Here is a 25,769-nt window from a genome sequence, read left to right as displayed (position 1 = left end):
CTGTCCCCCGGAGCGGGCGGGCTGGCAATGCGCAGTCGCCCGGGCATGCCGAGGGTCATGGCCCGGGCGTCGCGTCGCCCGGCCCGGCGTCGCGCTGCCAGGGCGGCAGGGGCGCGCCGCAGTCGCGGCAGAAGCGGGCGCTGGGCGCGTGGCCCTCGCTGAGGCATTCGTGGCAGGTGCGGGTGGTGGGCGTGCGGCCCATGCGCTGGACGGTGAACTCGGCGCTGACGATGCCGGTCGGCACCGCCAGCGTGCCCCAGCCCAGCAGCATCATGGCCGAGGCGATGACCCGGCCCAGGTCGGTGTGCGGCGTGATGTCGCCGAAGCCCACCGTCGTCATGGTGGTGATGGCCCAGTACACGCCCACCGGGATGCTGGTGTAGCCGTGCTCGGGCCCCTCGACGACGTACATCAGCGTGCCCATGATCATGACCACCATCATCACGAAGGCCATGAAGACGAGGATCTTGCGGCGCGAGGCCGCCAGCGCCCGCCCCAGCATGCCGAACTCCGCCACGTAGGCGCCGAGCTTGAGGATGCGGAACAGCCGCAGCAGGCGAAGGACCCGCACGTCGATGAGGACATGCAGGCCGGGCACGGCCACCGCGAGGTAGGTGGGCAGCACGGCCAGCAGGTCGATGACGCCCAGCGGGCTGCGGGCATAGCGCAGCGGGTGGCGCACGCAGGCCAGGCGCGCCAGGTACTCCACGGTGAAGAGGGCGGTGAAGGCCCATTCCAGCGCCGCCAGGACGCCAGCGTGGCGGGCGTGCACCGCGGCCATGCTGTCCAGCACCACCACGGCGACGCTGCCGAGGATCATGGCGACGAGCACCAGGTCGAACAGCCGGCCGGCCCGCGTGTCCGCTTCGAAGATGACGGTGTACAGCCGCAGCCGCCAGCCGGCGTCCGCCCCGGCGTGCGTGGCGGGCGGGAGGTGGGGTGGGTGGTCCGGCATCGCACCATGCTAGGGCAAGGCGGCGTCGGCGGGGCCGCGAGAATGCGGTCCAAAGGACTGCCATGACCCCTCCTCCCCGCATCCTCGTCACCGGCGGCAGCGGCTACATCGCCGGCGTGCTGATCGGTCAACTGCTGGCACAGGGTTGGCGGGTCCACGCGACGGTGCGCGACCTCGCCCGCGAGCCGGCGCTGCGGCAGCTGCTGGGCGCCGACCGCGGCCCGGCGCGGGAGCAGCTGCGCTGCTTCGCCGCCGACCTGCGGGCCGATGCCGGCTGGGCCGAAGCCGCCGCCGGCTGCAGCCACGTGGCCCATGTGGCCTCGCCGCTGCCGGTGGGCGTGCCGCGCGATGCGAACGAGCTGATCGTGCCGGCCCGCGACGGCGCCCTGCGGGTGCTCCGGGCCGCGCGCGATGCCGGGGCGCGGCGTGTCGTCATGACCTCCTCCGTCGCGGCGATCTCCTACGGCCACGGGCCGGGCGAGCACCGCTTCACCGAGGCCGACTGGACGAATCTCGCGGCGCCGGGCATCCCGCCCTACGTGCAGTCCAAGGCCATCGCCGAGCGCGCCGCGCGCGACTGGGTGGCGCGCGAGGGCGGCGGGCTGGAGTTCTGCACGGTCAACCCCTCGGTGGTGCTGGGCCCAGTGGCCAGCGCCGACCATTCCGCCAGCGTCGTCATCGTGAAGAGCCTGCTGGAGGGCCGCGTGCCGGCGCTGCCGCGCATCGGCTTCGGCATCGTCGACGTGCGCGACGTGGCGGAGCTGCACTGGCGCGCGCTGACCGCGCCGGGCATGGCGGACGAGCGCTTCATCGCCTGCGGCGGCTTCCTGTGGCTGCGCGAGATCGCCGCCATCCTGCGCGCCGAGCTGGGCGAGGCGGCGCGCCGCGTGCCGACGCTGCAGATGCCCGACTGGACGGTGCGGCTGCTCGCCCGGGTGAGCCCGACCGTGCGGGCAGCCGCGAGCGAACTGGGCACCGCCAGGCACCAGGACCCGAGCCACGCGCGCGAGCTGCTGGGCTGGGTGCCGAGGCCGCCGCGCGAGGCCATCGTGGCGACCGCGCGGGACCTGCGGTCGCTGGGACTGGTGCCGTAGCGGAGCCGCGCCCTGTCGGCGGACTTGACACTCGTGGCCGACGCGCCGCCCCACCCGCCCTAGCCGTGACCGGGCGCCGGCCCGCAACGCCGGAACTCCTGTCGGGCCGGCTCCGGGCGAGGCCGCAGCTGGCCGAGCATGCGCTGGCATTGCCGCAGGCTCAGGTCCAGGCCATAGCGGCGTGACACGTGGGCGCTCAACAGCTTGCCGCACCAGCTCGGCTGGGCGAATCCGTGGGTGGGCGGCGGCAGGGCGAGGTCGGCGCGCAACTGCTCCCACTGCGGGGGCGTCAGGCTCGCGGGCCGGCCGCCGCCTCGCGTCACGCGCAGGGCCTCGCAGCCGCCGCAGCGGTAGGCGCACACCCAGCGCTCGATGCTTCGCGGGCTGCAGTCCAGCCATTCGCCCACCTGCTGGCAGCTGTGCCCCTGTGCCACCAACAGCACGGCCAGCAGATGGTGCTGGTAGCCGGCCTGGGCGTCATGCCGGGCGGCCGAGCGCAAGGCCAGGCGCAATGGGAGCAGGGGCAGATCCGTCGTGGCACGCATGCGGGGCCTCCTTGTGGCGGCCCGTGGAGGGCCGCGACAACCGTTGTGTCGCGCCCGCCGGATGCGGCCGGTGGCGGCATGAATGCTGCATCCAGGGCGGAGAAGCGGATTTGTCCTTCCTCAAACCCCCGTTGCAAAGGAGCCGGTCATGAGATTTCCATTCCGCGTCGTTTCGCGTGCAGGTGTGGCCGCCATGCTGGCCCTGGCCGGCGTGGCCGCCTCGGCCGCGCCCATCCACTTCAGCCTGAGCTTCGGCGACCGTAACGGTCCCGAGGCCAGCACGCTGGCCTCCACGTCCCTGGCCTCCATCCTCCGCGGCGACGCGGAAGGGTTGTTCTCGGCCCAGAACCTCCAGTTCGCCAGCTTCTCGGGCGTCGGCGTGCTCGGCCAGGGCAACGTCACCAGCGTGGGCGCCATCCAGAGCGGTGTCGACGCCTATTGCGTGGACAAGTGCCGGCGCATCGGCGGCAAGCTGTTCCAGGGCGGCCTGCAGAGCGGGACCTATGTCATCGACTGGTACTTCAACGACGAGCTGGCGCCGACGGGGGAGTTCCCGCCGGGCTCGGGCGTCGCGCCGCTGAAGGATGTCCTCGCCCACCCCGTGGCGCCGGGCAATATCGACTATCCCGGCTTCGCCGCGGCCTACACGCCCTACTCGGTGTATGCCAGCCTCTATGGCGCGCAGCTGCACATCGTCGACCTGCTGGGCAACGACGTCTTCAGCGCCTTGTTCCGGAGCAGCGATTGCACCGAGGCCAACTTCCACTGCTCGGCCTTCGAGGTGGAGAACGATTTCGAGAAGACCTTCTCCCACCCCGTGGACAGCCTCTTCATGCACTTCGAGGGCCCGGTGGGCTTCCTGCCGGAGCCGGCCACCGGCCCGCTGGTGCTGCTGGCCCTGCTCGGGGTGGCGGGCGCGTCGCGCTTCACGAGGCCGCGCCGGCTCGGCTGAGCGGGTCGCCGGCCGCCGGCCGGTTCACCGCCCGCGCCGCTGCCACAACGGCCGCTTGCCCTTGAGGTGGCGCTCGATGCCGTCGTTCAGCCGCCCGCGCAGATCGACGACGGCGTCGACGTAGCCGTAGACGCCGGGGAAGCGCAGGTCCAGCCACAGCCATAGCGTGCAGATGCGCAGCGCCTGCTCCATGCGGTCCAGGCGGCCGTGCTGGTCGTATTCGTCCAGGAAGCGCGGCGTGCCCGCCTGGCCGGTGTGGGCGTGGTGGGCGGCCCAGGAGGCGAACTCCTCCAGCAGCTGGGGCAGCCGCGCGTCCACCGGCGCCTGGGCGTAGATGAAGCGGTCCTTCAGGCTGAGCTGGCGGGCCTCGCGGTCCAGCCGCTCGGCCAGCTCCAGCATCTGCTCCAGTTCGGCCACCGCGAAGTGGGCGTCGTCCAGGCGCAGCTGCTGCATGAAGATGTCCAGCACGGCCTGCAGCTTGTTCAGGCCCAGGCGCTGCGAGATGGTCTGCACGTGGCGCCAGTTGGGCGCCACCGGGGCCTTGAAGTCGCGCGGCGCCCTGGGCTCCTTGGGCAGCAGCTGGCGCAGGATCTTCATGGCGTCGGCCTCGGCCTCCTTGAGCACGCTGACGAAACCCTCGTCGTGCATGCCATAACGCCCGGCCCGGCCGGCAATCTGGTGCACCTCGCTGACGCTCAGTTCGCGGTCACCGACGCCGTCGAACTTGGTCAGCGTCGAGAACAGCACGCGGCGGATCGGCAGGTTCAGGCCCATGCCGATGGCGTCCGTCGCCACCAGCACGTCGCTCGCGCCAACGGCGAAGCGCTCGGCCTCGCGCCGGCGCACCTCCGGCGGCAGGGCGCCGTAGATGACGCTGACGGCGTGGCCGTCCTGGGAGATCTGGTCGCGCAGCATCAGCACGTCGCGGCGGCTGAAGGCCACGACGGCGTCGCCCGCGAGCAGGTGCGACATGGGCACGGGCGCCGGCATCAGCTGCACCTGCTGCTTGCGCTCGAAGACGCGCTTGTCGGGCTTCTCGCCGCACAGCTGCAGCAGCCGCTCGATGGCCGGCGCCGCGTAGGCCGAGGCGATGATGATGAGCTCGCGCGCCGGCACGCCGACGATGGCCTGCGTCCAGGCCCAGCCGCGCGAGTCGTCGAACAGCATCTGGGCTTCGTCGATGACGGCCACGTCGACCACGTCGCGCGTGTTGACCATCTCGATGGTGCTGGAGACGACGCGCGCGTTCTCGGCCGGCACGCTCTCCTCGCCGGTCAGCAGCGAGCAGGGCACGCCGCGGCCGACGAGCCGGTCGCGGCCTTCGAGGGCCAGCAGGCGCAGCGGCGCGAGATAGGCGCCGTCGAGGGCCTGGCTCAGCCGCTCGAAGGCCGCGTGCGTCTTGCCGCTGTTGGGCGGGCCGAGGTAGAGGGTGACCTTGCGCCCGAGCTTGCGGGCGGTGCCGAAGCTGTCCGGGTAGCCCTGGAAGGCCAGCTCCCGGCCGAGGCTGGCGAGGGTGCTCTGCTCCTCGACCTGCTGCTCCCAGCGGTCCTGGGCGCGGGTCAGCGCGGCCTTCAGGTCCTCGTAGGGCATGGGCACGCCGCACTCGGCCTGCAGGCGCGGCAGCAGGGAGGCGAGCTGGCCGGCGTCGCCCAGGGCCTCGCTGCGCGCGACGAGGTGGTTGAGGTGCAGGGTCAGCTCGGCCGTGTAGGAATAGGCCGGCGGCTGGCCGAGGGCGTGCCGCAGCGCGGCGGCGTCGCCATCGCGGAAGAAGGCCCACACCGGCGCCTCGGGCACGGGCACGCGGTGGGAGAGGTCGACGCGCCAGCCCTCGTGGGCGAGGGTGAGCGGGTGTACGCACAGCCGCGTGAACACCAGGCCCTCGCGGCGCAGGCCGAGGCTTTCGAGCTGGTGAAGCCGCTGCTGCATCAGGCTGCGCAGCGTGGGGGCCTGCGGCGTGGCCTCCAGCTGGGCCAGCGCGGCCGGGATGTGGGCCGGCAGGATCCAGCGGCTGGGCCGCGCGCCGCCGGCGGCCTTGGAGATCTGGATGGCGCCCAGGTGCTCCAGGGCGTCCTCGCTGCCGTCGTCCAGGTCTGACGGCGTCAGCACCTGGGGCAGGGCGAAGGCGGCCTGGCGGATGCGGGCCCAGTCCTCGGGGGCGAGGTCGGCCGGGAGCCGGGCGGCATGGCGGGGTTGCGGGAGGGGAAAGGCCGGCGCGGGCGGCTTGGTGGCGGGAACGTCTGGCTTCACGGCAGGAGTGGAACACAGGCAACCGGGCGTTCGCGAGTTGCCTAAACTCGCGCCATGCATCTCAGCATCGCCCGAGCCCAGGACCGGCTTGCCGACCTATGCCGTCGGCACCACATCGCCAGGCTCGAGGTCTTCGGCTCCGCCGCGCGGGGCGAGGATTTCGAGCCGGACAGCGATGCGGACCTGCTGGTTGCGTTCGAGGCCGGCGTGCGCGTGGGCCTGCAGGAGTGGGAAACGCTCCGGCTGGACCTGGAGCAGGTGCTCGGGCGGCCTGTCGACCTCGTCCAGGAGGGCGCGGTGGCAAATCCGTTCGTGCGCCGCCAGATCGACAGGGACAGGGAGCTGCTGTTTGCAGCGTGACCCGCGCGCCTATCTCTGGGATGCCTTGCAGGCCGCCCAGGCGCTGCGGGCCTTCGTGGCCGACGCCGATTCGCAGCGTTATTCGGCCGACGAATTGCTTCGTTCCGCGGTCGAGCGCAAGTTGGAGATCATCGGCGAGGCCCTGGGCCAGCTTGCCAAGCTGGATGCCGACCTGGCCCGGCAGGTACCGCGCCTGCCTCAGATCGTCGCTTTCCGCAATGTGCTGATCCATGGCTACGCCCGGGTGAACCATGAGACGGTCTGGAACGTCGTGCAGGACGCCGTCCCCGAACTGATGAGGACGCTGCAGGAACTGCTGGAGCGTGCGGGCGACGCCGACGGCACTCCCGGTTGAGTGTCAGGCCGCCTCTTGCGGCCCTCACCACGTCACAAATGGACGCGTCTTGAAAGAACTGCCACACCGAAAGCGCCGAACACTTCTCATTCCCGTAATTGCCCGCTGAAGGCGGATCATGAAGACGAAGTCATCTCTCGCCCTGTCATTGGCAACTTCCCTGCTCGTGGCCTGTGGTGGCGGAGGCGGCGACGCCGGCACGCCCACCAGTCCGTCGAATTCCGGCACCCTGGTCCTGAGCCTCACCGACGCGCCGTCCTGCGGCTACGACCACGTCTACGTCACCGTGCAGAAGGTGCGCGTCAATGCCAGCGCCAGCGCCTCGGACACCGATGCCGGCTGGACCGACCTCACCGTCGGCCCCACCCAGCGCTTCGACCTCCTCGCCCTGGGCAACGGCGTGCTGGCCAGCCTCGGCCAGCTGCCCCTGCCGGCCGGCCACTACTCGCAGCTGCGCCTCGTGCTGGCCGACAACGACGCCGCCCATCCGCTGGCCAATTCCGTCGTGCCCACCGGCGGCGCCGAGACGTCGCTGACCACGCCCAGCGGCCAGCAGAGCGGCGTCAAGCTCAATGCCGACATCACCATCGCCGCCAACCAGATCGCCGACTTCGTGCTCGACTTCGATGCCTGCAAGTCCGTCGTCACGGCGGGCGCCTCGGGGCAGCGCCTGCTCAAGCCCGTGGTGTCGGTGCTGCCCCACCTGCTGTCGGGCGTCAGCGGCTATGTGGACCCCGCCATCGCCAACGGCGCCACCGCCATCAGCGTGCAGCAGGGCGGTGTCGTCCTCAAGGCCACGGCGCCCGATGCCGCCGGCAAGTTCGTCCTCGCGCCGGTGGCGCCCGGCAACTACGACCTGGTGGTGCGGGCCGCCAAGCGCGCGACGCTCGTGATCACCGGCGTGCCCGTCACGGCCGACACCGTGACGGCCATCGCCAGCAGCGCCGCGCCGCTGTTGCCGCCGACGGCGGTGATGGGGCAGATCGGCGGCAGCGTCACGGCGGCCGGCGTGGCCAGCACCGCGCCCATCGCGGCGACGCAGAAGCTCGCGAGCGGCGCGACCATCACCGTCGCCGAGACCCAGGCCGACGCCACCACCGGGGCCTACATGCTGACCCTGCCGGCCACCCCGCCCTGGGTGGCGCCCTATGCGACGCCGCCGGCCAGCTTCAACTTCGCCCCCGACTCCGGCATCGACCTGCCCTACACGCTGGCCGCCAGCCTGAACGGCACGACCAAGACCGCCGGGCCGCTGACGCTGGCGGGCGGTGCCGTGATGACGGCGAACTTCGGCTTCTGAGGGCGGCAGTCGGCCCCGGGGGACCGGGCCTGCCGACACGCCCCCCTGCGCCGCCCGCACGGCCGGGGGCGCGGGATTCCGAGTTGGACAAGGTGCCTTCCGCCCGGCATCCTGGGCGCGACGCGGCCGGCAGACGCCGCGCGATCCACCCCGGAGGAGACCCCCATGAAGACGACGACGCTCGCCGCCCTGGCGGCCGCGGCCCTGGCCCTGGGCGGCTGCGGACGCACCCCGCCCGCCCCGGCGGGCAATGCCAGCCCCGCCACCGTGCAGGCCAACGCCCAGTTCGCCAAGGCCCTGCCGCTGGCCGACCCGGCGGGCCTGGAGGACGCCCAGCGCGGCCTCATTGCGCGGCCCGAAGGCCGCATCACGGCGGCCGACGGCCGTGTCATCACCGATTTCGCCGCCTTCGGCTTCGTGGCCGGCGACGCGCCGCCCACGGTCAACCCCAGCCTCTGGCGCCATGCGCGGCTGAACGCCCAGGCCGGCCTCTTCAAGGTGGTGGACGGCGTCTACCAGGTGCGCGGCTTCGACATCGCCAACATGACCCTCGTCCAGGGCCGCAGCGGCTGGATCGTCATCGACCCGCTGACCTGCCAGGAGACGGCCTCGGCCGCCCTGGCCTTCGCGCGCAAGCACCTCGGCGACCGGCCGGTCACGGCCCTGCTCTACACCCACAGCCACGTCGACCACTTCGGCGGCGCCCTGGGCGTGCTCACGCCGCAGCAGGCGCGCCAGGTGCCCGTCATCGCCTCGGCCGGCTTCGTGGAGGAGGCCACCAGCGAGAACATCCTCGTGGGCACCGCGATGGCGCGCCGCTCGTTCTACCAGTTCGGCAAGAACCTCGAACGCTCGCCCCGGGGCCTGGTGGACACCGGCCTGGGCAAGGCCGTGGGCTACGGCCGCATCGGCCTGCTGGCGCCGACCGACCTCGTCACCCAGCCCACCGAGGAGCGCGTGCTCGACGGCGTGAAGTTCGTCTTCCACAACGTCCCCGGCGCCGAGGCCCCGGCGGAGATGACCTTCTCCATCCCGGCGCTCAAGGTCTACGGCGGCGCCGAGAACCTCGCCCAGACCCTGCACAACCTGCTGCCGGTGCGCGGCGCCAAGGTGCGCGACGCCCTGCGCTGGGCCGGCTACCTGCAGGACGCGCTGGACCAGCTCGGCGATGCCGAGGTCTATGTCGGCCAGCACAACTGGCCCGTCTGGGGCCATGCGCGCATCGTCGACTTCATCACCCGCCAGCGCGACGCCTACAAATACATCCACGACCAGACCGTGCGCCTCATCAACGCGGGCCTCACGCCCGCCGAGATCGCCGAGCAGGTGCGCCTGCCCGCCTCGCTGCAGGGCCAGTTCGCCACCCGTGGCTACTACGGCGACGTGCGCCACAACGTCAAGGCCGTCTACCAGTTCTACCTCGGCGCCTACGACGGCAACCCCGCCCATCTCGATCCGCTGCCCCCGGTCGAGATGGCCAAGCGCTACGTGGCCCTGGCCGGCGGCGCCGACAAGGCCCTGGCCGCGGCACAGGCCGCCTTCGACCAGGGCGACTACCGCTGGGCCGCCGAACTGCTCAACCACGTGGTCTTCGCCGATCGCGGCCAGCAGGCCGCGCGCGAGCTGCTGGCGCGCACCTACGAGCAGCTCGGCTACGCCGCCGAGGCGGCCACCTGGCGCAACAGCTACCTCACGGCCGCCGCCGAGCTGCGCAACGGCCCGCCGACCCAGGGCGTGGACCGCGCCGCGGCGCTGGACATGCTCGCCCAGACGCCCATCGAGCGCTTCCTCGAGGCCATGGCCGCGGGCCTGGACGGCCCGGCCGCCGAGGGCAAGGACCTGAAGATCAACCTCGTCTTCACCGACACCCGCGCCTCCTACGTGCTGTGGATCGAGAACGCCGTGCTGCACCACCGGCGCGCCGAGCCGGCGCCCGATGCGAACGCCACGCTCGCGCTGACCCAGGGCTTCTTCCTGCGCATGATGGCCGGCACCGCCGGCGCCAAGGACATGCTCACCTCCGACGAGCTCAAGGTCACCGGCAGCCGCATCGACCTGGCCCGCTTCTTCGGCCTCATCGACAAGGCGCCGGGCACCTTCCCCATCGTGACGCGGTAGCGGCGCCGTTTCGGAGCGCGCCGAGGTCCGGGGGTCCGCTGCCTTAGTGGACCTCGGCCGCCAGCTCAGCCGGCAAAGCCTTGACCTGGCGCAACGCGGCCTTGGCCCGCTGCTCAGTTGCAGCCAGGTCAAAAGCCGCCTGCAGGCCCAGCCACAAGTCGGCGCGGCTGCCGCGCTCCGGGCCCAGCCAGCGCTCCAGCCTCAGCGCCATTTCCGGCGAGATCGCCGCCGCGCCATTGAGCACGCGGGACAGCGACACACGCGACACACCGAGGGCTTGTGCCGCCTCGGTGACGCTCAGGCCCAGAGCCGGCAGCACGTCGTCGCGCAACGTCAAGCCAGGATGAGGGGGGTTGTGCATCCGTGCCATGGGTACTCCTTCAGTGGTAGTCCTGGTAATCCACCAGGATCGCGTCGCCATCCTCGAACCGGAATGTCAGCCGCCAATTGCCGCTCACGCTCACGGCCCAGTGGCCTTCGAGCGTGCCGCTCAATGGATGCAGCCGCCAGCCGGGGATGTTCATGTCCTGCGCGGACTGGGCCTGATTGAGGTGGGCCAGTTGCCGAGCCAGCCGCGGCGCGTGGGCCGCCTGGATGCCCGCCTTCGAGCCCTTCAGGAAAAAGGCCTCGATACCCTTGTGCGCGAAGGTCTTGATCATCGGTGCCCAGTGTATCGCGACGCGATACGCGATGCAAGCTGCCGATTGACACGGGGCGAAGCCGTGCGTGGAGGCCAACGCGACGTGACCGGAGCGTCCTGGCCGTCACCGCGAGTGTGCGCAGCGGTGGGCCTAGCGCGGCGCCGGCGGCGGCGCACGGGCTGGAAGCGCTTGGGCCGGCCAGCTGCGTGGGCGACGCGCGCTGTGCCCACACAGGGTCGGTCAGCACGCGCAGGCCGTCGATCTCGATCAGCACCGTCGAGTGGCCCAGCCAGCTGGCCCGCAGGCCGCTGCCGGCGGGCTTGAGCCAGCGGTCCAGCGGGTTCACCGCTCGCTGCGCTCGCGCAGGCCCGGCAGCACGGGGTGGATGTTGCGGAAGCCTTCGCCCGACCACATCGGCGAGGCCTTCATGCGTTCCAGGCGCAGGCCGGCGGCGCGCTTGCCAAATGATTTCATCGGGAGCGAAGTGTGTGTGGGGCCCGGGAAGCTGGCGTCGCGCGGGGCGTTTTCAAGCCGGCCGTGCGGCTTGTCACAGCTGGCCGTCTTGAAACCGCGCCGGGCGACGGCATGTGGAACTTCGATTGCCCCCATGAGGACTGCCATGCCTTCCGTCGTCCGGTTCACCGTCCCGTCAGAACTGCTGGCCTTCGCCCGCCTCGCCCAACTGCTGCAGGCCCTCGATGGCCAGGGCGGCGCGGCCGATCCGCACCAGTACCGCCTGCTGGTCGAGAAGATCAGTGCCGAGCTGCGCACCCACCAGGGCCACCCCGCCCTGCCGGCCCTGCTCGACCATTTCCCCTCCAGCGCCGAGATCTACGAGAACCTGCAGTACGCCCACGCCGGCCTGTGCCGCGCGCCGCTGGAGCTGTCGCTGAATTCCGAGCTGGCCGCGCGCAGCCTGCTCGAGCGGGTGCGGCGCGGCTGACGCGCCCGGCTCAGGCGCGCCTGAGGCCGATCTCGAACACCACCCCGTCCGGCACGTTGTGGGCGGCGATGCTGCCGCCCATCTTGGCCAGATAGGTCTTGGCCACGAACAGGCCTTGGCCGCGGCGGGCGCCGTCCTCGGGCTCGGCGTCGCTGACGCCGTAGTCGAAGACCCGCCCCAGCAGCGCCTCGGCGATGGGCGGCCCCTGGTTGTGGATGTCCACGGTGGCGGACTCGCCTTCGACGCGCAGTGCCAGCGTGATGGGCGTGCCCGGCACCCGGTGGCGGGCCGCGTTGGACAGCACGTGGGTGATGGCGTCTTCCAGCGGATATTCGTCGGCCTGCACCCAGACCGGCTCGCCTGCCGGTGCGTAGGCGACGGCGTCGACGCCGGCGTAGGCGGCGTTCTCGGCCACGCCGCGCAGGAAGGCGTCCAGGTCCATCCGCCCCACGGCCAGCGTGGCGGCGGCCAGGGCCTCGCTGGGCGAGGCCTGGCCGTAGAGCACCTTCACCGCCTGCTGCATGCGCTGCACGTAGCGCCGGCTCGGGTCGTCGTCGCCCGCGTGCAGCAGCATCAGCGACTGCAGCGGCGACATGATCTCGTGGCCCACGGCATGCCACTGGTCGTGCTCGCGCTCGGCGCGCAGCTGCTCGCGGCGCAGGCTGTCGCGGGCATGCTGCAGCAGCTCGCCGAGCGTGCCGGCCAGGATGCCGAGCTCGTCGCGGCCGCGCAGGTCGGCCACGTCCAGCGTGCCCAGCTCGAAGCGCTCGGGGGCCTGCAGCTGGTGGGACAGGGCGGCGGCCCGGCGGGTCAGCACCGCCACCCGGCGGATCAGGCCCATCTCGATGATGAGCCAGGCCAGGCCGATGGCCGCCAGCATCGCGCCCACGGGCCAGGCCATGCGCGCGGCGCTGGCGCTCAAGGCGCGGTCCAGGCCCTGGAGGTCGCCGCTCAGCGTGATGTCGAAGCGCCCGCGCGGCGTCGTCACGGCGTCGTGCGCCGTCAGCGTGCGCGGCGCGGCCGGGGCGGGCAGGTGCTGGATCAGCGTCGTCAGCCAGGGCGAGGGCGGTGCGCCGGTTTCCTCGGCGCCCTGCAGCAGCGCCACGACGTTGGCGCCGCGCGTGATCTTCAGCGTCTCGCCTGGTGACAGCGCGCCGGTGAGCCGGGCCAGGCTCAGCGCCGGCTGGGCATCGGGCGCGGCGCTGTCGAAGAGCACGCTGCCGCCCGGCCCGAGCAGGGCCAGGCGCAGGCCGGTGCGGGCCAGGTCGGCCGGGGGCCACTGCGGGCCGCCGGGGCGGAACAGCGCCTCGCGGAAGGCCTCCACCGGCAGCCGGATGGAGACGATGGTGCGGCGTGCGCAGGGCTCGGCCGTGGTCAGGCAGGGGCCTTCGCGCCAGACCCAGCCGCGGAAGTCGCGCTGCGGCCGGGCCTGGGCGGGCAGCAGGGCCGCGTCGTCCGGCGCCGGCACGACGAAGCCCGGCAACTGGCCGCGCTGGCCGTCGGCCATCTCGACCGGCGCCAGCCACTGCCTTTCGCTGCCACCGCTGCGCAGCCGGATGTGCACGCGGTGCACGTCCGACAGGTCGCGCGCGCCGCGCTCGCGGCTGACCAGCGGCGGCGCATCCAGGCTGGCCACGAGGTAGACGAAGGCGCCTGCATAGGCATTGCTGCCGACGGCTGTGCACAGGCTGGCGCCGCCGGGGTACTGCAGGGCGCAGCCGGCCATCTCCACGGCACGCTGGGCCTTGGTGGCGTCGTCGAAGTCGATGGCGCCGAAGGGCAGCACCAGCGGCGCCACCCAGCCGGCGTCCACCTGCGCGGGCTCGGGGTTCATCAGCGCCAGCTGGCCCGAGGGATGCCGCAGCTGGGCCACGATCTCGGCCAGGGACTTGGCGAAGGTCTGCTCATAGCGCTGCGCATTGCGCTGGCGTTCCTCGTTCAGCAGCGCGACGGCCAGGGCCAGCGTGGCCAGGGCCAGCGCGATGAAGACGAGGTGGAAGACGATGCGGTTGCGGAACGCCGCCACGCCCAGGCGCGGCACGTCGGGCAGGGGCAGGTCGACGCGGCCGAGCTTCACGCGGTGGCGGCGCCCGGGGTCACGCGCCGCCGCCGGGGCTGGAGGTCCACCGGAACCCGCGCATCGGGATGTTCTCGATGCCGTCGAAGGCCGGGTCCACGTCGCGGAAGGCGTCGCGGATGGTGGCGACGTGCTTGCGCACGTTGTCGCGGTTGCGACCGCTCTTGACCACGTCGAACAGGTCCTCGTAACTCACCACTTCGCCGGCGCGGGCGTGCAGCGTGGCGAGGATGCGCTGGGCCGTCAGCGGCAAGTTGATGCGCTGGCCGCGCCACAGGGCCGAGCGCTGCTTGAGCGGGTCGAGCAGCAGGCTGTCGTCGCCGGCCCGGGCTGCTGCCGCCTTCGGTTCGCGCAGCCGGGCGGTGCGCAGGATGTCCAGGAAGGTCTCGACGAACTCGGCCTCGTCGAAGGTCGTCTTCTGCAGGTAGTCCCAGGCGTCGAGCGCCTTCATGATGCTGCGGTAGATGGCCGCCGGCATGGCCGAGACGACCAGCACCGGCGTGCCCAGGCCCTGCTTGTTGATCTCGTTGATCAGCGCCACGCCGGCGTTGCGTTCGCGGCCCAGCTCGATGTCGAGCACGACGAGGTCGTAGCGCTCGCGGTGCAAGGCCGCCTCGGCGGCGTCGCGGTCGAAGTGCTGGTCGACGGTGAGTTCCGGACGGGCGGCGCGTATCCAGCCGGCGAGCTGCTCGCTGGTGGTGGGGTCGTCCTCGATGACGGCGATGCGGGGCATGGGCGGTTCAGTTCGACGGGTGTGCCACGCCGAAGCGCTCGGCCAGGCGGCTCAGGCGCCCGTCCAGCGTCCACAGCGCCGCACCGGTGGTCATCAGGGTGGAGGCCAGCAGCGACAGGTCCACGAAGCCGCAGCCCTGGCCGAAAAGCTGCTCGCGCTCGATGAATTCGAGAAGCTCGCGCACCGTGGCCTGCCGGGTCGGTTGAAGGCAGTCCAGGTCGGCGAGTGTGCGTCGGCGGTTGGGCGGCGTGCCGCAGGCGATTTCGGCGACGACCAGGGGATGCGTCAAGACGCGATCCGCGGCCAGCAACTCGGCCAGTCCGTCGATGCCATCGCGGAAGTGCTGGACCCAAACCGACGTGTCGACGAGAACTCCGCCCGTCATTGGGCCGCATCGCCGCGTCGGCGGGGCACGTCTTCCATCCGGGGGGCGCTGCCGCCCAGGGCGCCCAGCCGCTTGGCGGCCTGCACGCGCACGAAGGTCTTGATGGCCTCGCGGAATAGGTCGGCCTTGTCCATCGTCGGGTCGGCCACTTCGAGCGCCCTTTCGTACAGGGCATCGTCAATCGTCACGGTCGTGCGCAAGGCCGGCTCCCAGCATCTTGAATGATGACAGTTTGCATCTAAACCGATGCTACCTCAAGCCGGACGCCGGCTTCAGCCGCCGATGACGCCGCAGGCCACGCGGGCGCCGCCACCGCCCAGGGGCGCGGGGTGATCGGCGTGGTTGTCGCCGCCGGCGTGGACCATCAGGGCGCGTTGCTTCACGTCGGCGAGCTTGAGGCGGGGCGCGAGGACCGGCGTGGTCGCCGTGCCGTCGGCGGCCACGTACAGCGGCGGCAGGTCGCCGAGGTGGCCGTCGCCCCAGGGCTCGCCGTGCTTCTTGGTGCCCTGCGGGTCGAGGTGGCCGCCCGCACCGCCGGCCGGCACGACGGCGCCATTGGCCTCGGCGGGGGCGCAGGACGGCTTTTCATGGACGTGGAAGCCGTGCAGGCCGGGCGGCAGGCCCTTGAGCTGCGGATAGAAAGCCAGGCCGTAGGGCGTCTCGGCGATGCGCACGCTACCCAGCGCGGCGCCGTCGCCCTGCTTCTCGGCGGTGTTCAGGGTGACGGTGACTTCGGCGCTGAAGGCCAGGGTGCTGGCGAGCAGGCCGGCGGCGGCGATGAGGTGGCGGCGCATGGGGGTCCCCTTGGAGTGAGGCGGGTGAGGATAGCAATGGGGTGGGGTGAGGTGGGTTGGGGGCTTAGGGGGGCGTTTGGATCGGAGGCTTTTGCGGGGAGCCTTTGTGTTCGTTGCACCGTGCCGGGAATTCGCCCCGGCGGGCGACCTACTTTCTTGTGTCGACAAGAAAGTAGGCAAAGAAACGACCCCTGCAAAACCGCCCACCAGCGCAGCGGGTGGGTCCCCTGCGATGCTCGAACTCCGAGAACAGCCGAACAGCCGGAGTGCCAATCGCGCCAGCCATGCCCTTGAGGTATTTCGTCTTACCCCCTTTAGCGCCGCCGAGGAACGGAAAGCCTTGAGGCGGCGTGCGCAGCACGCTTCAACAACTGACTCAGCGCCACTGTTTGACCGGAGCGTAGCGAAGGGAGTTTTGCGCGGCGCCTCAAGGCTTGAGTACCGCAGGGAACCCCGCCGCGAAGCGGCGGGGCGGCGCGGTCGGGGGGAGCTCTTTGCCTACTTTCTGGCGGACCAGAAAGTAGGTCGCCCGCGGGGGCGAAATCCCCGCACGGTGCACCGAGTCAAAAGGCTCCCAGCAAAAGCAACCCGAAACCCAACCCGCCCCCCGGAAGATTCCTTCCCCCTCGCCGGAAGACATCCCCCCTCCCCACCTCTCGTCCCTTCCCCCCCGACCGGCAACCATGGCCGCCATGCATCGCCCCACCCCAACCCGCGATGCCGACAAGCCCAAGGAGCCCGTCACCATGCTGCACCGCCTCAAGACCCTCGCCGCCTCCGTCCGCCAGGCCTTCGGCCGCGGCGCCCGCCGCGGCCTGGATGCCGCGCCCACCGCCGCCCGCACGCTGCGCCGCGCCCTGCCGCCGCTGCTGGCCCTGGCGGCCGCCACCGCGGCCGGCTACGCCGTCGTCATGCACCCGCCCGTGCAGGCCGTGCCGCGCGGCCAGGCCGCTGTGCGAACCAACCAGTTCAGCGGCGGCACGAGCGAGTTCCGCGACGGCAGCTTCCTGCGCATCCCCGGCCTTCACGAGGTGCGCCTGTTCCCGCTGCGCGACCAGAGCTACCACCCGGCGGCCCTCGCCAAGGCCGACGGGCCGGCGCCGCTGCAGTCGGTCGAGGGCCTGTCCCTGGGCCTGGACATGAACCTGCGCTGGACGGTCGACCCCGCCCGCCTGGGCGAGCTCTCGCGCAAGCTGCCGGACGACATCGAGGCCGACGTCATCGCGCCGGCGGTGCAGGCCGTCGTCTACAAGCAGATCGCCCGCCACACGGTGCGCGAGATCTTCTCCAGCCAACGGGCCGAGATCGCCGCCGCGCTGGAGGCCGAGCTGCGCGCCCGGCTCGCCACCGACGGCATCCTGCTGCACGGCGTGCAGATCGGCTCGGTCGACCTGCCGGCCGACTACCGCCGCGGCATGGACCGCCTGCTGGCCGACAGCCTGGCCAGCGAGCGCATGCGCTACACGCTGGAGATCGCCGACAAGCGCGTCAAGGAGACCGAGCTGCAGGCCGCCGCCGACAAGGTGCGCCGCGAGACGGCCGCCGAGGCCGCGGGCCGCGAGCAGGTCATCGCCGCCAAGGCGCAGGAGGAGGCCATGAAGCACGTGCTGCCCTTCAAGCAGAAGCAGGTGGAGCAGCGCGCCCTGGAAGCGCAGGCCGAGAGCGCGGCCCGCATCAAGCAGGCCGAAGGTCAGGCCGAGGCGCGCCGCATCGAGGTCGCCGCCGAGGCCGCCGCGCGCCAGAAGCTGGCCGACGCCGAGGCCTACCGCGTCGCCCAGGTGGGCAAGGCCAACGCCGGCCAGATGGCCGCCGAGGGCGAGCTGCTGACCCGCCACCCGCTGCTGGTGCAGAAGGCCATGGCCGACAAGCTCTCGGACAAGGTGCAGGTCATCATCGCCCCGCCCGGCTCGGGCGGCTTCATCGGCAGCGCCCTGCTCGCGGGCGCGGCGCCACAGGCGCAGGCCCGTGGCGCCGCCGAGGGCGGTGCACAGGAGAAGGAGTAAGCCGCCATGCGCCGCATCGCCCTCATCGTCGTCGCCGCGGCCGTGGCCGCCCTCGTCATGACAGAGGCCGACGCCGCTCCCGCCGCCGAAGCCTTCCCGCGCGCCGGCCTTGTCGTGCAGGACGCCCCGCTGCGCGGCGCGCCGCGCGACAGCGCCTCGCTGCAGGCCCAGATGAGCCGCGGCGAGGCGCTGGAGATCCGCGCCGAGCGTGGTGACCACTGGCAGGTCTGGGACTATCGCCGCGAGCGCGGTGGCTGGATGCGCAAGGTCCAGGTCCTGCCCATGCCGCGCGGCGAAGGGGCCAGCGCCGAGCTGCTGTCGCAGCTGCGCCTGGCCCGCCAGCAGTGGGGCACCGAAGGCCTGGGCCTCGGCCTGGCCGCGGCCTATGTGCAGGCCGCCACGCCGGCGGAGCTGGCCGGCCCCGGCGGCGCCGAGGCGCTGGATGCCATGGGGAGCTTCGCCGAGCGAATCGCCGAGCGCGCCTCGCTGCCGGCCGCCCGGCCCGGCGAGGGCCAGCTCGGCGCCCAGATGGACGTGGCCGCGCGCTACGGCCTGAAGTTCGAGCAGTTCGAGACCGGCGAGGACGGCCGCGTGCAGGTCTGCTACGACGGTGAGGCCTTCCGCCGCCTGCTCGTCACGGCGGCCACGCCCGAGCAGCGCGTGCGCGCGGCCCTCGCGCTGACGCGGCCCGACTGCCTGAACCCGCGGGCCACGCCGCGCGAGGCCGAGGCGCGCGACCAGTGGCGCCAGCAGGTGCTGGCCCAGGTCGATGCCGCCACGCTGCCGGTGCACTGGCGCAACCGGCTGATGATGCGGCGCGCCTCGGTGGCGGCCAGCCTCGCCTTCGCCCAGGCCCGCCGCGGGGCGGGGGGCGAAGCCGCCCCGGCGCTGGCCGAGTTCGCCGCCGTCGTGCCCACCGAGCTGACCGAGGACGACCAGGCCGCCTACGCCGATGCGGCCATGCGGGTCAATGCGGCGCGCTGGCTGGGCACGAGCGCGGCGGCGCGCGATTTCGGCACCGTCCAGTTGGCCGTGCAGGCCGGCGCCGAGGGCGAGCGCTGCGTCGAGCTGAAGGAGGCCGGCAAGCTGGCCGCGCGCCGCTGCAGCTATGGCCAGGTGGCGCTCGCCTCGGCCTCGCTCAACCGCGAGGGCCGCGCCCTGGCCCTGGCCGTGCAGCCGCTGGACGGCTGGCGCGAGCTGTGGGTGTTCCTGAAGGAGCCGGGCCGCGACGGCGGCTGGCGCGTCGAGGTGATGCCGCCGGCGCCGGCCCAGCCGGGCCTGGGCGTCGCGGAGTTCGCCGGCTGGGTGCCGGGCGGGGCGCAGATGCTGCTGGCACGGGAGTTCCGGGCCGAGGGCCGCTACCGCCGCAGCTTCGAGGTGGTGTCGCTGCCCAACCTCGCCGTCGAGCGGCAGTCGCCGGAGCCGGCCCTGCTCGGCGCCTACCAGCGCTGGTCGGACGCGGCCTGGCGCGGCGCCTCGCCCATCCGCCGCTGAGGCAGCGGCCCGGCGCCGTGTCAGCCCGACAGCACCGGGGCCGCCACCTGCAGCGGCAACTCCAGCCGCGCGACGGTGCCCTGCCCCGGGCGGCTGTCCAGCTCCAGGCTGCCGCCCAGCATGCCGTGCACGAGGCTGTGGGCGACGAACAGGCCCAGGCCGCTGCCGCCCTGGCCGAAGGTGGTCGTGAAGAAGGGCTCGAAGGCGCGCGCCACGTCGGTCTGCGGCATGCCGGCGCCGCTGTCGCGCACCTCCAGCGTCAGCCGCGCATCGCCGCTGCGGTGGGCGCTGACGCGGATCTCGCCGCTGCGTCCGTCGCGAAAGGCGTGCAGGCAGGCGTTCTCCAGCAGCTGCTCCAGCACCTGCTGCAGCACCTCGGGGTAGCCGTCGAGGCGAAAGCCCTCGGGCAGCTCGCAGGCGAAGCGCAGGCGCTCGACGCTGAGCCTGGCCTGCACGCGCGCCCAGGCCTGCAGCACGGCCTCGCGCAGGTCGAAGCGCGAGCGCACGGCGCGGGCGCTGCCCTCGGTCAGCTGCTTGAAGCGGTTGACCAGGCGCAGCGCGCGGTCGATGTTCTGCTCGACGAGTTCGGCGCCGGCTCGCGTGCGCTCCACCCAGTCCGCCAGCTCCTGGCGCTTCAGCGGCGCGCCGTCGGCCATGCGGCTGGCGAAGCCGGCGCTGCCCGCCCGCAGGGCGCTGGCGCTCAGCAGGGCGTTGCCCAGCGGCGTGTTCATCTCGTGGGCGATGCCCGCGAGCAGCTGGCCCAGCGCTGCGAGCTTGCGGCTGTTGACGAGCTCGTCCTGCGTGGCGAGCAGCTCGGCCGTGCGGGCCTGCACCTGCTCCTCCAGCCATTGCGCGGCGCGGCGCCTTTCCTCGTCGCGGCGCGCCTGGTCGATGGCGATGCCGGCAAGGTGGCTGGCCGTGTGCAGGGCGCCGAGCTCGGCGGTGGTGGGGCGGCGCACCTCGCGGTAGTACATCGCGAAGCTGCCGACCACGCGGCGGTTGGCGGCGTGGATGGGCGCCGACCAGCAGGCCCGCAAGCCGTGCGGCAGGGCGAGGTCGCGGAAGCGCACCCACAGCGGGTGGGTGGCGATGTCGTCGACGATGACGAGCCGGTCGTCGTACATGGCCGTGCCGCAGGAGCCCACGGTCGGGCCGATCTCCAGGCCGTACAGGGCCTGCATGTATTCCGCGGGCATGCGCGGGCCCGTCCCGGCGCTGACGTGGCGGCCCTCCAGGTCCAGCAGCAGCACGCTGCAGTACAGGCCCTCGAACTGCGACTCGATCAGGGCCGTCAACCGCTCCAGCACGGGCTGCAGGGGCTGGCCGGTGGCCACCATCTCCAGCAGCTCGTTCTTGGCGCGGTTCAGCAGCTCGGCGGACTGCATGCGGCTCACATCCACCAGGTAGGCGGCCACCACGGGCTCGCCGTCGCGCTCGGTCATGGTCAGGTGCAGCTCGTGGGGCCGCGACTCGCCGCCGCGGGTCTTGAAGGTCCAGGCCAGGCTGAGCGTGCCGCTGCGCTGCAGCTGCTCGAAGACGGCGGCCAGCGCGGCGTCCGAGGCGCGGCCGTCGGGCTGGGTCGGCGGGCACAGCTGCGCCAGCGGCATGCCCTTGAGCGAGGCGGGGTCGTGGCCCAGCACCCGGGCCCGCCCCGAGGCCGCACCGGCGATGGGCAGCTCGGGGGTGGCCTTCACGAGCAGTATCGCGACATGGGTCATGTCGTCCATCTCGGCCTCCGCAGGTTGGGGCCGGGTCGGCCGCCCGGCACTAATTCCGTAACTGTGCCGCATCCCGCCGCGTCGGGCCAGAATGCCGGCCTCGCCACGGACCGAACGGACTGCGCCATGCCCCAGATGCTGCTCATCGTCGAACCCCTGGGCCAGCGCGCCGAGCGCGGGCGCGCCGCGGGCGAGGTCGTCTACCAGCGCATGGTCGATTTCGCCGCCGAACTGCAGCGCGAGGGCCTGCTGCTGGGCGTGAACTCCCTTGGCTCCGCGGCCCGGCGCCTGTCCAAGCGCGATGGCGGCGCCCAGGTCTGGGACGGGCCCTTCGCCGAGGCCAAGGAGATGGTGGGGGGCTATTTCCTGCTCGACACCGAAGACCCCGAGGTGGCCCTCGCCTGGGCCGAGCGCTGCCCCGCGGCGGAGTGGGCGACCGTGGAGATCCGAGGCGTAGGCCCCTGCTATCTGTGAGCCCCTCGTCCGCGTCCGCCGCGCTGGACGCGGGCGGACCCGGCCGGTCTTGCAGACCGCGCAGCCGACAGAGCGGCTGCTCTTCGGCAGGCACGGCAAGTCCGCAGGACTTGCCGTGTCCGGCCTCAGCCCCCTGGGGGACGGCCCTGCGGGCGGCATCGAGCCGCCCGCAAGGTCAGGCGGGCCGGCTTGGGGCGGCCCGGCGCTCGGCCCGGGATGTTGGCGATGACTCGGTAGTTACCCGGAGTCTGTCGATTCCGGCTCGCCAGGATCGTCGTGGGAATGAAGGCCGCGAAAGCCGCCGCCTCGCCAACCAGGAGACCCACGATGCGATTCATGATCCAGGTCCGCGCCACCGCCGTGAGCGAGCGCGGCGAACCGCCCGGCCCCGAGTACGCCAAGCTCTTCGAGGAGATGGGCGCCTTCCATGAGGAGATGGCGCGTGCCGGCGTGCTGCTGGACGGCGCCGGCCTGCGGCCCAGCCGCGACGGCTGGCGCCAGCGCTACCACCTCGACGGCCGCCGCGAAGTCGTCGACGGCCCCTTCGCCGAGGTCAAGGAGCTGATCGCCGGCTACACGCTCATCCAGGTGCGCTCGGCCGAGGAGGCCCGGGCCTGGGCCAGCCGCTTCCCCAACCCCTTCCCGGGGACGCCCTGCGAGATCGAGGTGCGCCCGTTGTACGAGGACGCCGACTTCGCCCCCGGCGGCGACATGGCCCTGCCCACCGAGTGAGGAGGCCGCGATGAACAACCTCTCCATCATCTTCATCGGCCTAGGGCTGGCCGTCTTCATGCTGCTGGCCTATGCCGCGACGCGGCCCGACGAATTCCGCGTCGAGCGGCGGCTGCGCATCGGTGCGACGGCCGAGCAGCTCTGGCCCCTCGTCGGCGAGCTGCGCGGCTTCAACCGCTGGAACCCCTACGAGCGCAAGGACCCCCTCATCAAGGGCCGCTACGACGGCGCGGCCAGCGGCATCGGCTCGCGCTACCTCTGGGAGAGCGACAAGGTGGGCACCGGCAGCCTGGAGGTGACCGGCGTGCAGCCCGGGCGCGCCGTGCAGATGAAGCTCGACTTCGTCAAGCCCTTCGAGGCGCACAACCAGGCGGAGTTCGCCCTGCAGTCCACGGCCGACGGCGCCACCGAGGTCCGCTGGAGCATGCACGGCACGGCCAACTTCATGAGCAAGCTGATGGGCGTGTTCATCGACATGGACAAGATGGTGGGCCGCGACTTCGAGGACGGCCTGCACAACCTGCGCCAGCTCGCCGAAGGAGGCCAGCCATGAAGGACCTGGAATTCGGCATCGACATCGCCGCGCCCGTGCCGCGGGTCTGGGACTGCATGTTCGACCCCCTGGCCTACCGCGACTGGACCAGCGCCTTCGCCGAGGGCTCCTACTACGAAGGCAGTTGGGAGGCCGGCCGCCGGCTGCGCTTCCTCGACCCCAAGGGCTTCGGCATGGAGGCGGTGGTGGACGAGAACGTGCCCCACGAGCGGCTCACGCTGCGCCTGGTCCGCGAGATCAAGGACGGCCGCCCCCTGCCCGACAGCCGCCTGCACCGCGAGCCGGCCTTCGAGAGCTACCGCTTTCGCGCCACGCCCTCAGGCGGCACGCGGCTGGACGTGAAGCTGCAGAGCTGGGACGACGGCTTCACCGACTTCCTGCAAACCACCTGGCCGCAAGCCCTGCAACGCCTCAAGGCCCTGGCCGAGACCCCCACCTGACCGAAAGCACCGCCATGCAGATCAAGATCTCCACCGTCTTCGTCGACGACCAGGACAAGGCCCTGGCCTTCTACACCGGCAAGCTCGGCTTCAGGAAGATGGCCGACATCGCCATGGGCCAATACCGCTGGCTGACCGTCGTGTCGCCCGAGGGCGTGCACGGCGTCGAGCTGCAGCTCGAATCCGTCGTCGGCTTCGACGCTGCCGCGCTGTTCCAGAAGACGCTCTACGAATCCGGCCGCCCCTGCACCGCCTTCGTCACCGAAGACGTCGACGCCGAGGCCCAGGCGCTGCGCGATCGCGGCGTCGCCGTGCGCGGCGAGCCCGAGACCATGGGGCCGATCAAGGCCGTCATGTTCGAGGACGGCTGCGGCAACCTCATCCACCTCGTCCAACCCCTGGTCAAACCCCAGTGAGAAACACCATGCACAAGCAGATCTACGTCAACCTTCCCTGCAAGGACCTCCCGGCCAGCAAGGCCTTCTTCGAGGCCCTGGGCTATGCCTTCAACCCCCAGTTCACCAACGACAAGGGCGCCAGCCTCATCCTCGGCGACAACCTCTTCGCCATGCTGCTGGCCGAGGACTTCGCCAAGACCTTCACCTCCAAGGCCTTCGTCGATCCCAAGACCGCCACCACGGGCTGGGTCTGCCTGAGCTGCGAGAGCCGCGAGGAGGTCGACACCCTCGTCGCCAAGGCGCGCGCCGCCGGCGGCCACATCCCCAGCGAACCGCAGGACTATGGCTTCATGTACGGCCATGGCTTCGAGGACCTGGACGGCCACCACTGGGAGCTCGTCCACATGAGCGGCATGCCTCCTCAGGCTTGACCCACCCCCACTTCCGGCGCTGAAGCGCCGGACCGTTTCGAACAGGAGACCGACATGAAGATTCAGCAAAAGATCACCCCCTTCATCTGGTACGAGAAGGGCGCCGAAGATGCCGTGGCGCACTACCTGAAGGTGTTCGGCAGCGGCGAGGTGCTGCACACCCAGCGCTGGGGCGAGAACTCGCCCGGCGCGGCCGGCACGGTCATGGTCGTGCAGTTCGAACTGCTCGGCCAGCAGATGACGGCCTTCAACGGCGGCCCGCACTTCAAGCTCAACGAGGCCTTCTCGCTGATGGTCGCCTGCGAGGACCAGGCCGAGGTCGACCACCTCTGGGAGCAGCTGCCCGCGCGGGGTGGCAAACCCAAGGCCTGCGGCTGGGTCGAGGACGCCTGGGGCCTGTCCTGGCAGGTCATCCCCGCGGCCTGGTTCGAGATGATCCGCGACCCCGACCCGGCCCGCGTGCAGCGCGTGTTCCAGGCCATCTGGGCGATGGAAAAGATCGACATCGCCGCGCTCAAGCGTGCCTACGCATGAGCCCCTCGTCCAAGGAGTACCTTGGCCGGGACCGCGCTGCAGACAGTGTCCGCAGCGCTTCGGCAGGCGAGGCGAGTCCACAGGACTCGCCACGTCCGGCCGAAGCCCCCGAGGGGACGCCGATGCTTGCCGGTTCGACCGGCAAGCACATCGCCCACGGCGGGCCGGCTTGGGAGCGGCCCGGCGCTCGGCCCGCAAGGCTGACGTCATCGTGAGCCATGCCGAACTCGCGGCCGGCGTCTGGCGCATCGAGCGCAGCCGCCTCGTCGGCGCGGCAGCCAAGCTGCTGCGCGACCTCGACGAGGCCGAGGACTGCGCCCAGGACGCCCTCATGGCGGCCCTGGACACCTGGCCGCGCGACGGCCAGCCCGACAACCCTGCCGCCTGGCTGATGACCACCACCCGCCACAAGGCCCTGGACCGGCTGCGCCGGCGCGCCATGCTCGACCGCGAGCACGAAGCGCTGGCCGCCGACGACGAGGCGGCGCAGACCCACGTCGTGCCCGACTTCGTCGACCACCTCGACGCCGCCCGCGACCAGGCCGAGATCGGCGACGAGCTGCTGCGCCTCATCTTCATCGCCTGCCATCCGGTGCTGCCGCGCGAGGCCCAGGTGGCCCTGACGCTGCGACTGCTCGGCGGCCTGGAGACGGCCGAGATCGCCCGCGCCTTCCTCGTGCCCGAGGCCACGGTGGCCCAGCGCATCGTGCGCGCCAAGAAGGCCCTCAACGGCCAGGCCTTCGAGCTGCCCGGCGCCGGCGAGCGCCAGCAGCGCCTGGCCGCCGTGCTCGCCGTCGTCTACCTCATCTTCAACGAGGGCCACAGCGCCGGCAGCGGCGCCCAGCTGCTGCGCCCCGCCCTGTGCGACGAAGCCCTGCGCCTGGCCCGCCAGCTGCAGCACCTGCTGCCCGCCGAGGCCGAGGTGCACGGCCTGGCCGCGCTGCTGGAGATCCAGGCCTCGCGCCTGCCCGCCCGGCTCGACGCCCAGGGCCGCCCCGTGCTGCTGCCCGACCAGGACCGCCGCCGCTGGGACCGCCTGCTCATCCAGCGCGGCCTGCAGGCCCTGGAGCTGGCGCTGGAGCGCGCCGCGCCCGACGGCGGCGCGGGGCCCTACACCCTGCAGGCCGCCATCGCCGCCTGCCATGCGCGGGCCGCGCGGCCCGAGGACACCGACTGGGCCGCCATCGTCGCCGGCTACGACCGGCTGCTTGCCCTCAATCCCTCGCCCGTCATCGCCCTCAACCGCGCCGTGGCCGTCAGCTTCGCCGCCGGCCCGGCCGCCGCCCTGCCCCTGCTCGACGCCCTGGCCGCCGACCCCCAGCTCAAGCGCTACCCCTTCCTCGCCGGCGCCCAGGCCGACGTGCTCGAACGCCTGGGCCGCTTCACCGAGGCCCGCGAGGCCTACCAGCGCGCGGCCGAGCTGACCGAGAACGAAGCGCAGCGCGAGCTGCTGCTGGCCCGCGCCCGGCGCCTGGCCAGCTGACCCGCCGACC

General features: G+C 72.3%; 29 protein-coding genes. 17 read left to right on the top strand and 12 right to left on the bottom strand.

Features of this window, described 5'->3' with window-relative positions:
• Positions 1 to 55: 55 nt before the first annotated feature.
• Positions 56 to 955: an ion transporter gene (locus LXT12_RS22680; protein ID WP_233394578.1), complete on the bottom strand. Its 900-nt coding sequence runs from the start codon at positions 953 to 955 to the stop codon at positions 56 to 58.
• A 62-nt stretch (positions 956 to 1,017) separates the two neighbouring features.
• Between LXT12_RS22680 and LXT12_RS22675 the strand changes: the two genes are divergently transcribed.
• Positions 1,018 to 2,049, top strand: a complete 1,032-nt coding sequence (locus LXT12_RS22675) for an NAD-dependent epimerase/dehydratase family protein (protein WP_233394577.1) — start codon at positions 1,018 to 1,020, stop codon at positions 2,047 to 2,049.
• 59 nt (positions 2,050 to 2,108) lie between these two features.
• Here LXT12_RS22675 and LXT12_RS22670 read toward each other — a convergent pair whose 3' ends face one another.
• The gene (locus tag LXT12_RS22670) at positions 2,109 to 2,594 is read right to left on the bottom strand and encodes a helix-turn-helix domain-containing protein (RefSeq protein ID WP_233394576.1); all 486 of its coding nucleotides are present in this window, start codon (positions 2,592 to 2,594) and stop codon (positions 2,109 to 2,111) included.
• Positions 2,595 to 2,742: 148 nt separating this feature from the next.
• Between LXT12_RS22670 and LXT12_RS22665 the strand changes: the two genes are divergently transcribed.
• On the top strand, positions 2,743 to 3,546 hold the full coding sequence (locus LXT12_RS22665) for a hypothetical protein (protein ID WP_233394575.1): 804 nt from the start codon (positions 2,743 to 2,745) through the stop codon (positions 3,544 to 3,546).
• Positions 3,547 to 3,570: 24 nt separating this feature from the next.
• On the opposite strand, the gene LXT12_RS27070 is transcribed toward LXT12_RS22665, so the two are convergent.
• Positions 3,571 to 5,793, bottom strand: coding sequence for a helicase-related protein (locus tag LXT12_RS27070; protein ID WP_233394574.1), 2,223 nt, complete (start codon positions 5,791 to 5,793; stop codon positions 3,571 to 3,573).
• A gap of 54 nt (positions 5,794 to 5,847) precedes the next feature.
• Here LXT12_RS27070 and LXT12_RS22655 point away from each other — a divergent pair, with 54 nt between their 5' ends.
• From LXT12_RS22655 to LXT12_RS22640, 4 genes are all read left to right on the top strand, one after another.
• A complete protein-coding gene (locus LXT12_RS22655; protein WP_233394573.1) occupies positions 5,848 to 6,153 on the top strand; it encodes a nucleotidyltransferase family protein in 306 nt (101 codons plus the stop codon).
• Positions 6,143 to 6,508 (top strand): HepT-like ribonuclease domain-containing protein, encoded by a 366-nt coding sequence (locus tag LXT12_RS22650; protein ID WP_233394572.1) that lies wholly within the window; start codon positions 6,143 to 6,145, stop codon positions 6,506 to 6,508. Before LXT12_RS22655 ends, LXT12_RS22650 begins: the two co-directional genes overlap by 11 nt.
• A 118-nt stretch (positions 6,509 to 6,626) precedes the next feature.
• Positions 6,627 to 7,808, top strand: a complete 1,182-nt coding sequence (locus LXT12_RS22645; protein WP_233394571.1) for a DUF4382 domain-containing protein — start codon at positions 6,627 to 6,629, stop codon at positions 7,806 to 7,808.
• Between the two features lie 165 nt (positions 7,809 to 7,973).
• Positions 7,974 to 9,926: an alkyl/aryl-sulfatase gene (locus LXT12_RS22640; protein WP_233394570.1), complete on the top strand. Its 1,953-nt coding sequence runs from the start codon at positions 7,974 to 7,976 to the stop codon at positions 9,924 to 9,926.
• A gap of 43 nt (positions 9,927 to 9,969) precedes the next feature.
• On the opposite strand, the gene LXT12_RS22635 is transcribed toward LXT12_RS22640, so the two are convergent.
• The 3 genes from LXT12_RS22635 to LXT12_RS26795 all read right to left on the bottom strand — a co-directional run bounded on the left by LXT12_RS22635 (position 9,970) and on the right by LXT12_RS26795 (position 11,041).
• Positions 9,970 to 10,296, bottom strand: a complete 327-nt coding sequence (locus LXT12_RS22635; protein WP_233394569.1) for a HigA family addiction module antitoxin — start codon at positions 10,294 to 10,296, stop codon at positions 9,970 to 9,972.
• Positions 10,297 to 10,306: 10 nt separating this feature from the next.
• Positions 10,307 to 10,585 (bottom strand): type II toxin-antitoxin system RelE/ParE family toxin, encoded by a 279-nt coding sequence (locus LXT12_RS22630; protein WP_233394568.1) that lies wholly within the window; start codon positions 10,583 to 10,585, stop codon positions 10,307 to 10,309.
• A 324-nt stretch (positions 10,586 to 10,909) separates the two neighbouring features.
• Positions 10,910 to 11,041 carry a hypothetical protein gene (locus LXT12_RS26795; RefSeq protein ID WP_255763745.1) on the bottom strand — a complete coding sequence of 44 codons (132 nt, stop codon included), beginning with the start codon at positions 11,039 to 11,041 and terminating at the stop codon, positions 10,910 to 10,912.
• A gap of 145 nt (positions 11,042 to 11,186) precedes the next feature.
• Here LXT12_RS26795 and LXT12_RS22625 point away from each other — a divergent pair, with 145 nt between their 5' ends.
• Complete coding sequence (locus LXT12_RS22625) at positions 11,187 to 11,510, top strand: hypothetical protein (protein ID WP_233394567.1); 324 nt, start codon at positions 11,187 to 11,189, stop codon at positions 11,508 to 11,510.
• A gap of 10 nt (positions 11,511 to 11,520) precedes the next feature.
• Here LXT12_RS22625 and LXT12_RS22620 read toward each other — a convergent pair whose 3' ends face one another.
• The 5 genes from LXT12_RS22620 to sodC all read right to left on the bottom strand — a co-directional run bounded on the left by LXT12_RS22620 (position 11,521) and on the right by sodC (position 15,499).
• Positions 11,521 to 13,587 carry a sensor histidine kinase gene (locus LXT12_RS22620; RefSeq protein WP_233394566.1) on the bottom strand — a complete coding sequence of 689 codons (2,067 nt, stop codon included), beginning with the start codon at positions 13,585 to 13,587 and terminating at the stop codon, positions 11,521 to 11,523.
• Between the two features lie 19 nt (positions 13,588 to 13,606).
• Entirely contained in the window at positions 13,607 to 14,320 is a 714-nt protein-coding gene (locus LXT12_RS22615; protein WP_233394565.1) for a response regulator transcription factor, read from the bottom strand.
• 7 nt (positions 14,321 to 14,327) lie between these two features.
• On the bottom strand, positions 14,328 to 14,705 hold the full coding sequence (locus tag LXT12_RS22610; protein WP_233394564.1) for a type II toxin-antitoxin system VapC family toxin: 378 nt from the start codon (positions 14,703 to 14,705) through the stop codon (positions 14,328 to 14,330).
• On the bottom strand, positions 14,702 to 14,905 hold the full coding sequence (locus tag LXT12_RS22605) for a type II toxin-antitoxin system VapB family antitoxin (protein WP_233394563.1): 204 nt from the start codon (positions 14,903 to 14,905) through the stop codon (positions 14,702 to 14,704). The genes LXT12_RS22610 and LXT12_RS22605 overlap by 4 nt, the downstream gene beginning before the upstream one ends.
• Positions 14,906 to 14,977: 72 nt before the next feature.
• The gene (gene sodC / locus LXT12_RS22600) at positions 14,978 to 15,499 is read right to left on the bottom strand and encodes a superoxide dismutase family protein (RefSeq protein ID WP_233394562.1); all 522 of its coding nucleotides are present in this window, start codon (positions 15,497 to 15,499) and stop codon (positions 14,978 to 14,980) included.
• A 692-nt stretch (positions 15,500 to 16,191) separates the two neighbouring features.
• On the opposite strand from sodC, the gene LXT12_RS22595 reads away from it, so the two are divergent.
• Positions 16,192 to 17,502, top strand: a complete 1,311-nt coding sequence (locus tag LXT12_RS22595; protein WP_349255045.1) for an SPFH domain-containing protein — start codon at positions 16,192 to 16,194, stop codon at positions 17,500 to 17,502.
• 6 nt (positions 17,503 to 17,508) lie between these two features.
• A complete protein-coding gene (locus tag LXT12_RS22590; protein WP_233394561.1) occupies positions 17,509 to 18,996 on the top strand; it encodes a hypothetical protein in 1,488 nt (495 codons plus the stop codon).
• Positions 18,997 to 19,016: 20 nt separating this feature from the next.
• Here the strand turns inward: LXT12_RS22590 and LXT12_RS22585 are convergent, their stop codons facing one another.
• Positions 19,017 to 20,723 carry a sensor histidine kinase gene (locus LXT12_RS22585; protein WP_233394560.1) on the bottom strand — a complete coding sequence of 569 codons (1,707 nt, stop codon included), beginning with the start codon at positions 20,721 to 20,723 and terminating at the stop codon, positions 19,017 to 19,019.
• 117 nt (positions 20,724 to 20,840) lie between these two features.
• Here LXT12_RS22585 and LXT12_RS22580 point away from each other — a divergent pair, with 117 nt between their 5' ends.
• From LXT12_RS22580 to LXT12_RS22545, 8 genes are all read left to right on the top strand, one after another.
• Complete coding sequence (locus LXT12_RS22580) at positions 20,841 to 21,188, top strand: YciI family protein (RefSeq protein ID WP_233394559.1); 348 nt, start codon at positions 20,841 to 20,843, stop codon at positions 21,186 to 21,188.
• A gap of 327 nt (positions 21,189 to 21,515) precedes the next feature.
• Positions 21,516 to 21,920 carry a YciI family protein gene (locus LXT12_RS22575; RefSeq protein WP_233394558.1) on the top strand — a complete coding sequence of 135 codons (405 nt, stop codon included), beginning with the start codon at positions 21,516 to 21,518 and terminating at the stop codon, positions 21,918 to 21,920.
• A 10-nt stretch (positions 21,921 to 21,930) separates the two neighbouring features.
• On the top strand, positions 21,931 to 22,473 hold the full coding sequence (locus LXT12_RS22570) for an SRPBCC family protein (RefSeq protein WP_233394557.1): 543 nt from the start codon (positions 21,931 to 21,933) through the stop codon (positions 22,471 to 22,473).
• Entirely contained in the window at positions 22,470 to 22,913 is a 444-nt protein-coding gene (locus LXT12_RS22565) for an SRPBCC domain-containing protein (RefSeq protein WP_233394556.1), read from the top strand. Before LXT12_RS22570 ends, LXT12_RS22565 begins: the two co-directional genes overlap by 4 nt.
• A 14-nt stretch (positions 22,914 to 22,927) precedes the next feature.
• Positions 22,928 to 23,329: a VOC family protein gene (locus LXT12_RS22560; RefSeq protein ID WP_233394555.1), complete on the top strand. Its 402-nt coding sequence runs from the start codon at positions 22,928 to 22,930 to the stop codon at positions 23,327 to 23,329.
• Positions 23,330 to 23,337: 8 nt separating this feature from the next.
• Positions 23,338 to 23,742: a VOC family protein gene (locus LXT12_RS22555; RefSeq protein ID WP_233394554.1), complete on the top strand. Its 405-nt coding sequence runs from the start codon at positions 23,338 to 23,340 to the stop codon at positions 23,740 to 23,742.
• Between the two features lie 54 nt (positions 23,743 to 23,796).
• Positions 23,797 to 24,276, top strand: a complete 480-nt coding sequence (locus LXT12_RS22550; protein ID WP_233394553.1) for a VOC family protein — start codon at positions 23,797 to 23,799, stop codon at positions 24,274 to 24,276.
• Between the two features lie 211 nt (positions 24,277 to 24,487).
• Complete coding sequence (locus LXT12_RS22545; RefSeq protein ID WP_233394552.1) at positions 24,488 to 25,759, top strand: RNA polymerase sigma factor; 1,272 nt, start codon at positions 24,488 to 24,490, stop codon at positions 25,757 to 25,759.
• Positions 25,760 to 25,769: the final 10 nt, after the last annotated feature.

The sequence above is a fragment of the Pelomonas caseinilytica genome (genome assembly GCF_021353235.1).
GTDB classification, from domain to species: domain Bacteria; phylum Pseudomonadota; class Gammaproteobacteria; order Burkholderiales; family Burkholderiaceae_C; genus Pelomonas; species Pelomonas caseinilytica.
This window is presented reverse-complemented; position numbering and strand designations above follow the sequence as displayed.

Bases quoted from the DNA above. Each gene is read 5' to 3' on its own strand.
- LXT12_RS22680 (WP_233394578.1), bottom strand. From the start codon at position 955: ATGCCGGACCACCCACCCCACCTCCCGCCCGCCACGCACGCCGGGGCG.
- LXT12_RS22675 (WP_233394577.1), top strand. From the start codon at position 1,018: ATGACCCCTCCTCCCCGCATCCTCGTCACCGGCGGCAGCGGCTACATC.
- LXT12_RS22670 (WP_233394576.1), bottom strand. From the start codon at position 2,594: ATGCGTGCCACGACGGATCTGCCCCTGCTCCCATTGCGCCTGGCCTTG.
- LXT12_RS22665 (WP_233394575.1), top strand. From the start codon at position 2,743: ATGAGATTTCCATTCCGCGTCGTTTCGCGTGCAGGTGTGGCCGCCATG.
- LXT12_RS22655 (WP_233394573.1), top strand. From the start codon at position 5,848: ATGCATCTCAGCATCGCCCGAGCCCAGGACCGGCTTGCCGACCTATGC.
- LXT12_RS22645 (WP_233394571.1), top strand. From the start codon at position 6,627: ATGAAGACGAAGTCATCTCTCGCCCTGTCATTGGCAACTTCCCTGCTC.
- LXT12_RS22640 (WP_233394570.1), top strand. From the start codon at position 7,974: ATGAAGACGACGACGCTCGCCGCCCTGGCGGCCGCGGCCCTGGCCCTG.
- LXT12_RS22635 (WP_233394569.1), bottom strand. From the start codon at position 10,296: ATGGCACGGATGCACAACCCCCCTCATCCTGGCTTGACGTTGCGCGAC.
- LXT12_RS22630 (WP_233394568.1), bottom strand. From the start codon at position 10,585: ATGATCAAGACCTTCGCGCACAAGGGTATCGAGGCCTTTTTCCTGAAG.
- LXT12_RS26795 (WP_255763745.1), bottom strand. From the start codon at position 11,041: ATGAAATCATTTGGCAAGCGCGCCGCCGGCCTGCGCCTGGAACGCATG.
- LXT12_RS22625 (WP_233394567.1), top strand. From the start codon at position 11,187: ATGCCTTCCGTCGTCCGGTTCACCGTCCCGTCAGAACTGCTGGCCTTC.
- LXT12_RS22615 (WP_233394565.1), bottom strand. From the start codon at position 14,320: ATGCCCCGCATCGCCGTCATCGAGGACGACCCCACCACCAGCGAGCAG.
- LXT12_RS22610 (WP_233394564.1), bottom strand. From the start codon at position 14,705: ATGACGGGCGGAGTTCTCGTCGACACGTCGGTTTGGGTCCAGCACTTC.
- sodC (WP_233394562.1), bottom strand. From the start codon at position 15,499: ATGCGCCGCCACCTCATCGCCGCCGCCGGCCTGCTCGCCAGCACCCTG.
- LXT12_RS22595 (WP_349255045.1), top strand. From the start codon at position 16,192: ATGCATCGCCCCACCCCAACCCGCGATGCCGACAAGCCCAAGGAGCCC.
- LXT12_RS22590 (WP_233394561.1), top strand. From the start codon at position 17,509: ATGCGCCGCATCGCCCTCATCGTCGTCGCCGCGGCCGTGGCCGCCCTC.
- LXT12_RS22585 (WP_233394560.1), bottom strand. From the start codon at position 20,723: ATGGACGACATGACCCATGTCGCGATACTGCTCGTGAAGGCCACCCCC.
- LXT12_RS22580 (WP_233394559.1), top strand. From the start codon at position 20,841: ATGCCCCAGATGCTGCTCATCGTCGAACCCCTGGGCCAGCGCGCCGAG.
- LXT12_RS22575 (WP_233394558.1), top strand. From the start codon at position 21,516: ATGCGATTCATGATCCAGGTCCGCGCCACCGCCGTGAGCGAGCGCGGC.
- LXT12_RS22570 (WP_233394557.1), top strand. From the start codon at position 21,931: ATGAACAACCTCTCCATCATCTTCATCGGCCTAGGGCTGGCCGTCTTC.
- LXT12_RS22565 (WP_233394556.1), top strand. From the start codon at position 22,470: ATGAAGGACCTGGAATTCGGCATCGACATCGCCGCGCCCGTGCCGCGG.
- LXT12_RS22560 (WP_233394555.1), top strand. From the start codon at position 22,928: ATGCAGATCAAGATCTCCACCGTCTTCGTCGACGACCAGGACAAGGCC.
- LXT12_RS22555 (WP_233394554.1), top strand. From the start codon at position 23,338: ATGCACAAGCAGATCTACGTCAACCTTCCCTGCAAGGACCTCCCGGCC.
- LXT12_RS22550 (WP_233394553.1), top strand. From the start codon at position 23,797: ATGAAGATTCAGCAAAAGATCACCCCCTTCATCTGGTACGAGAAGGGC.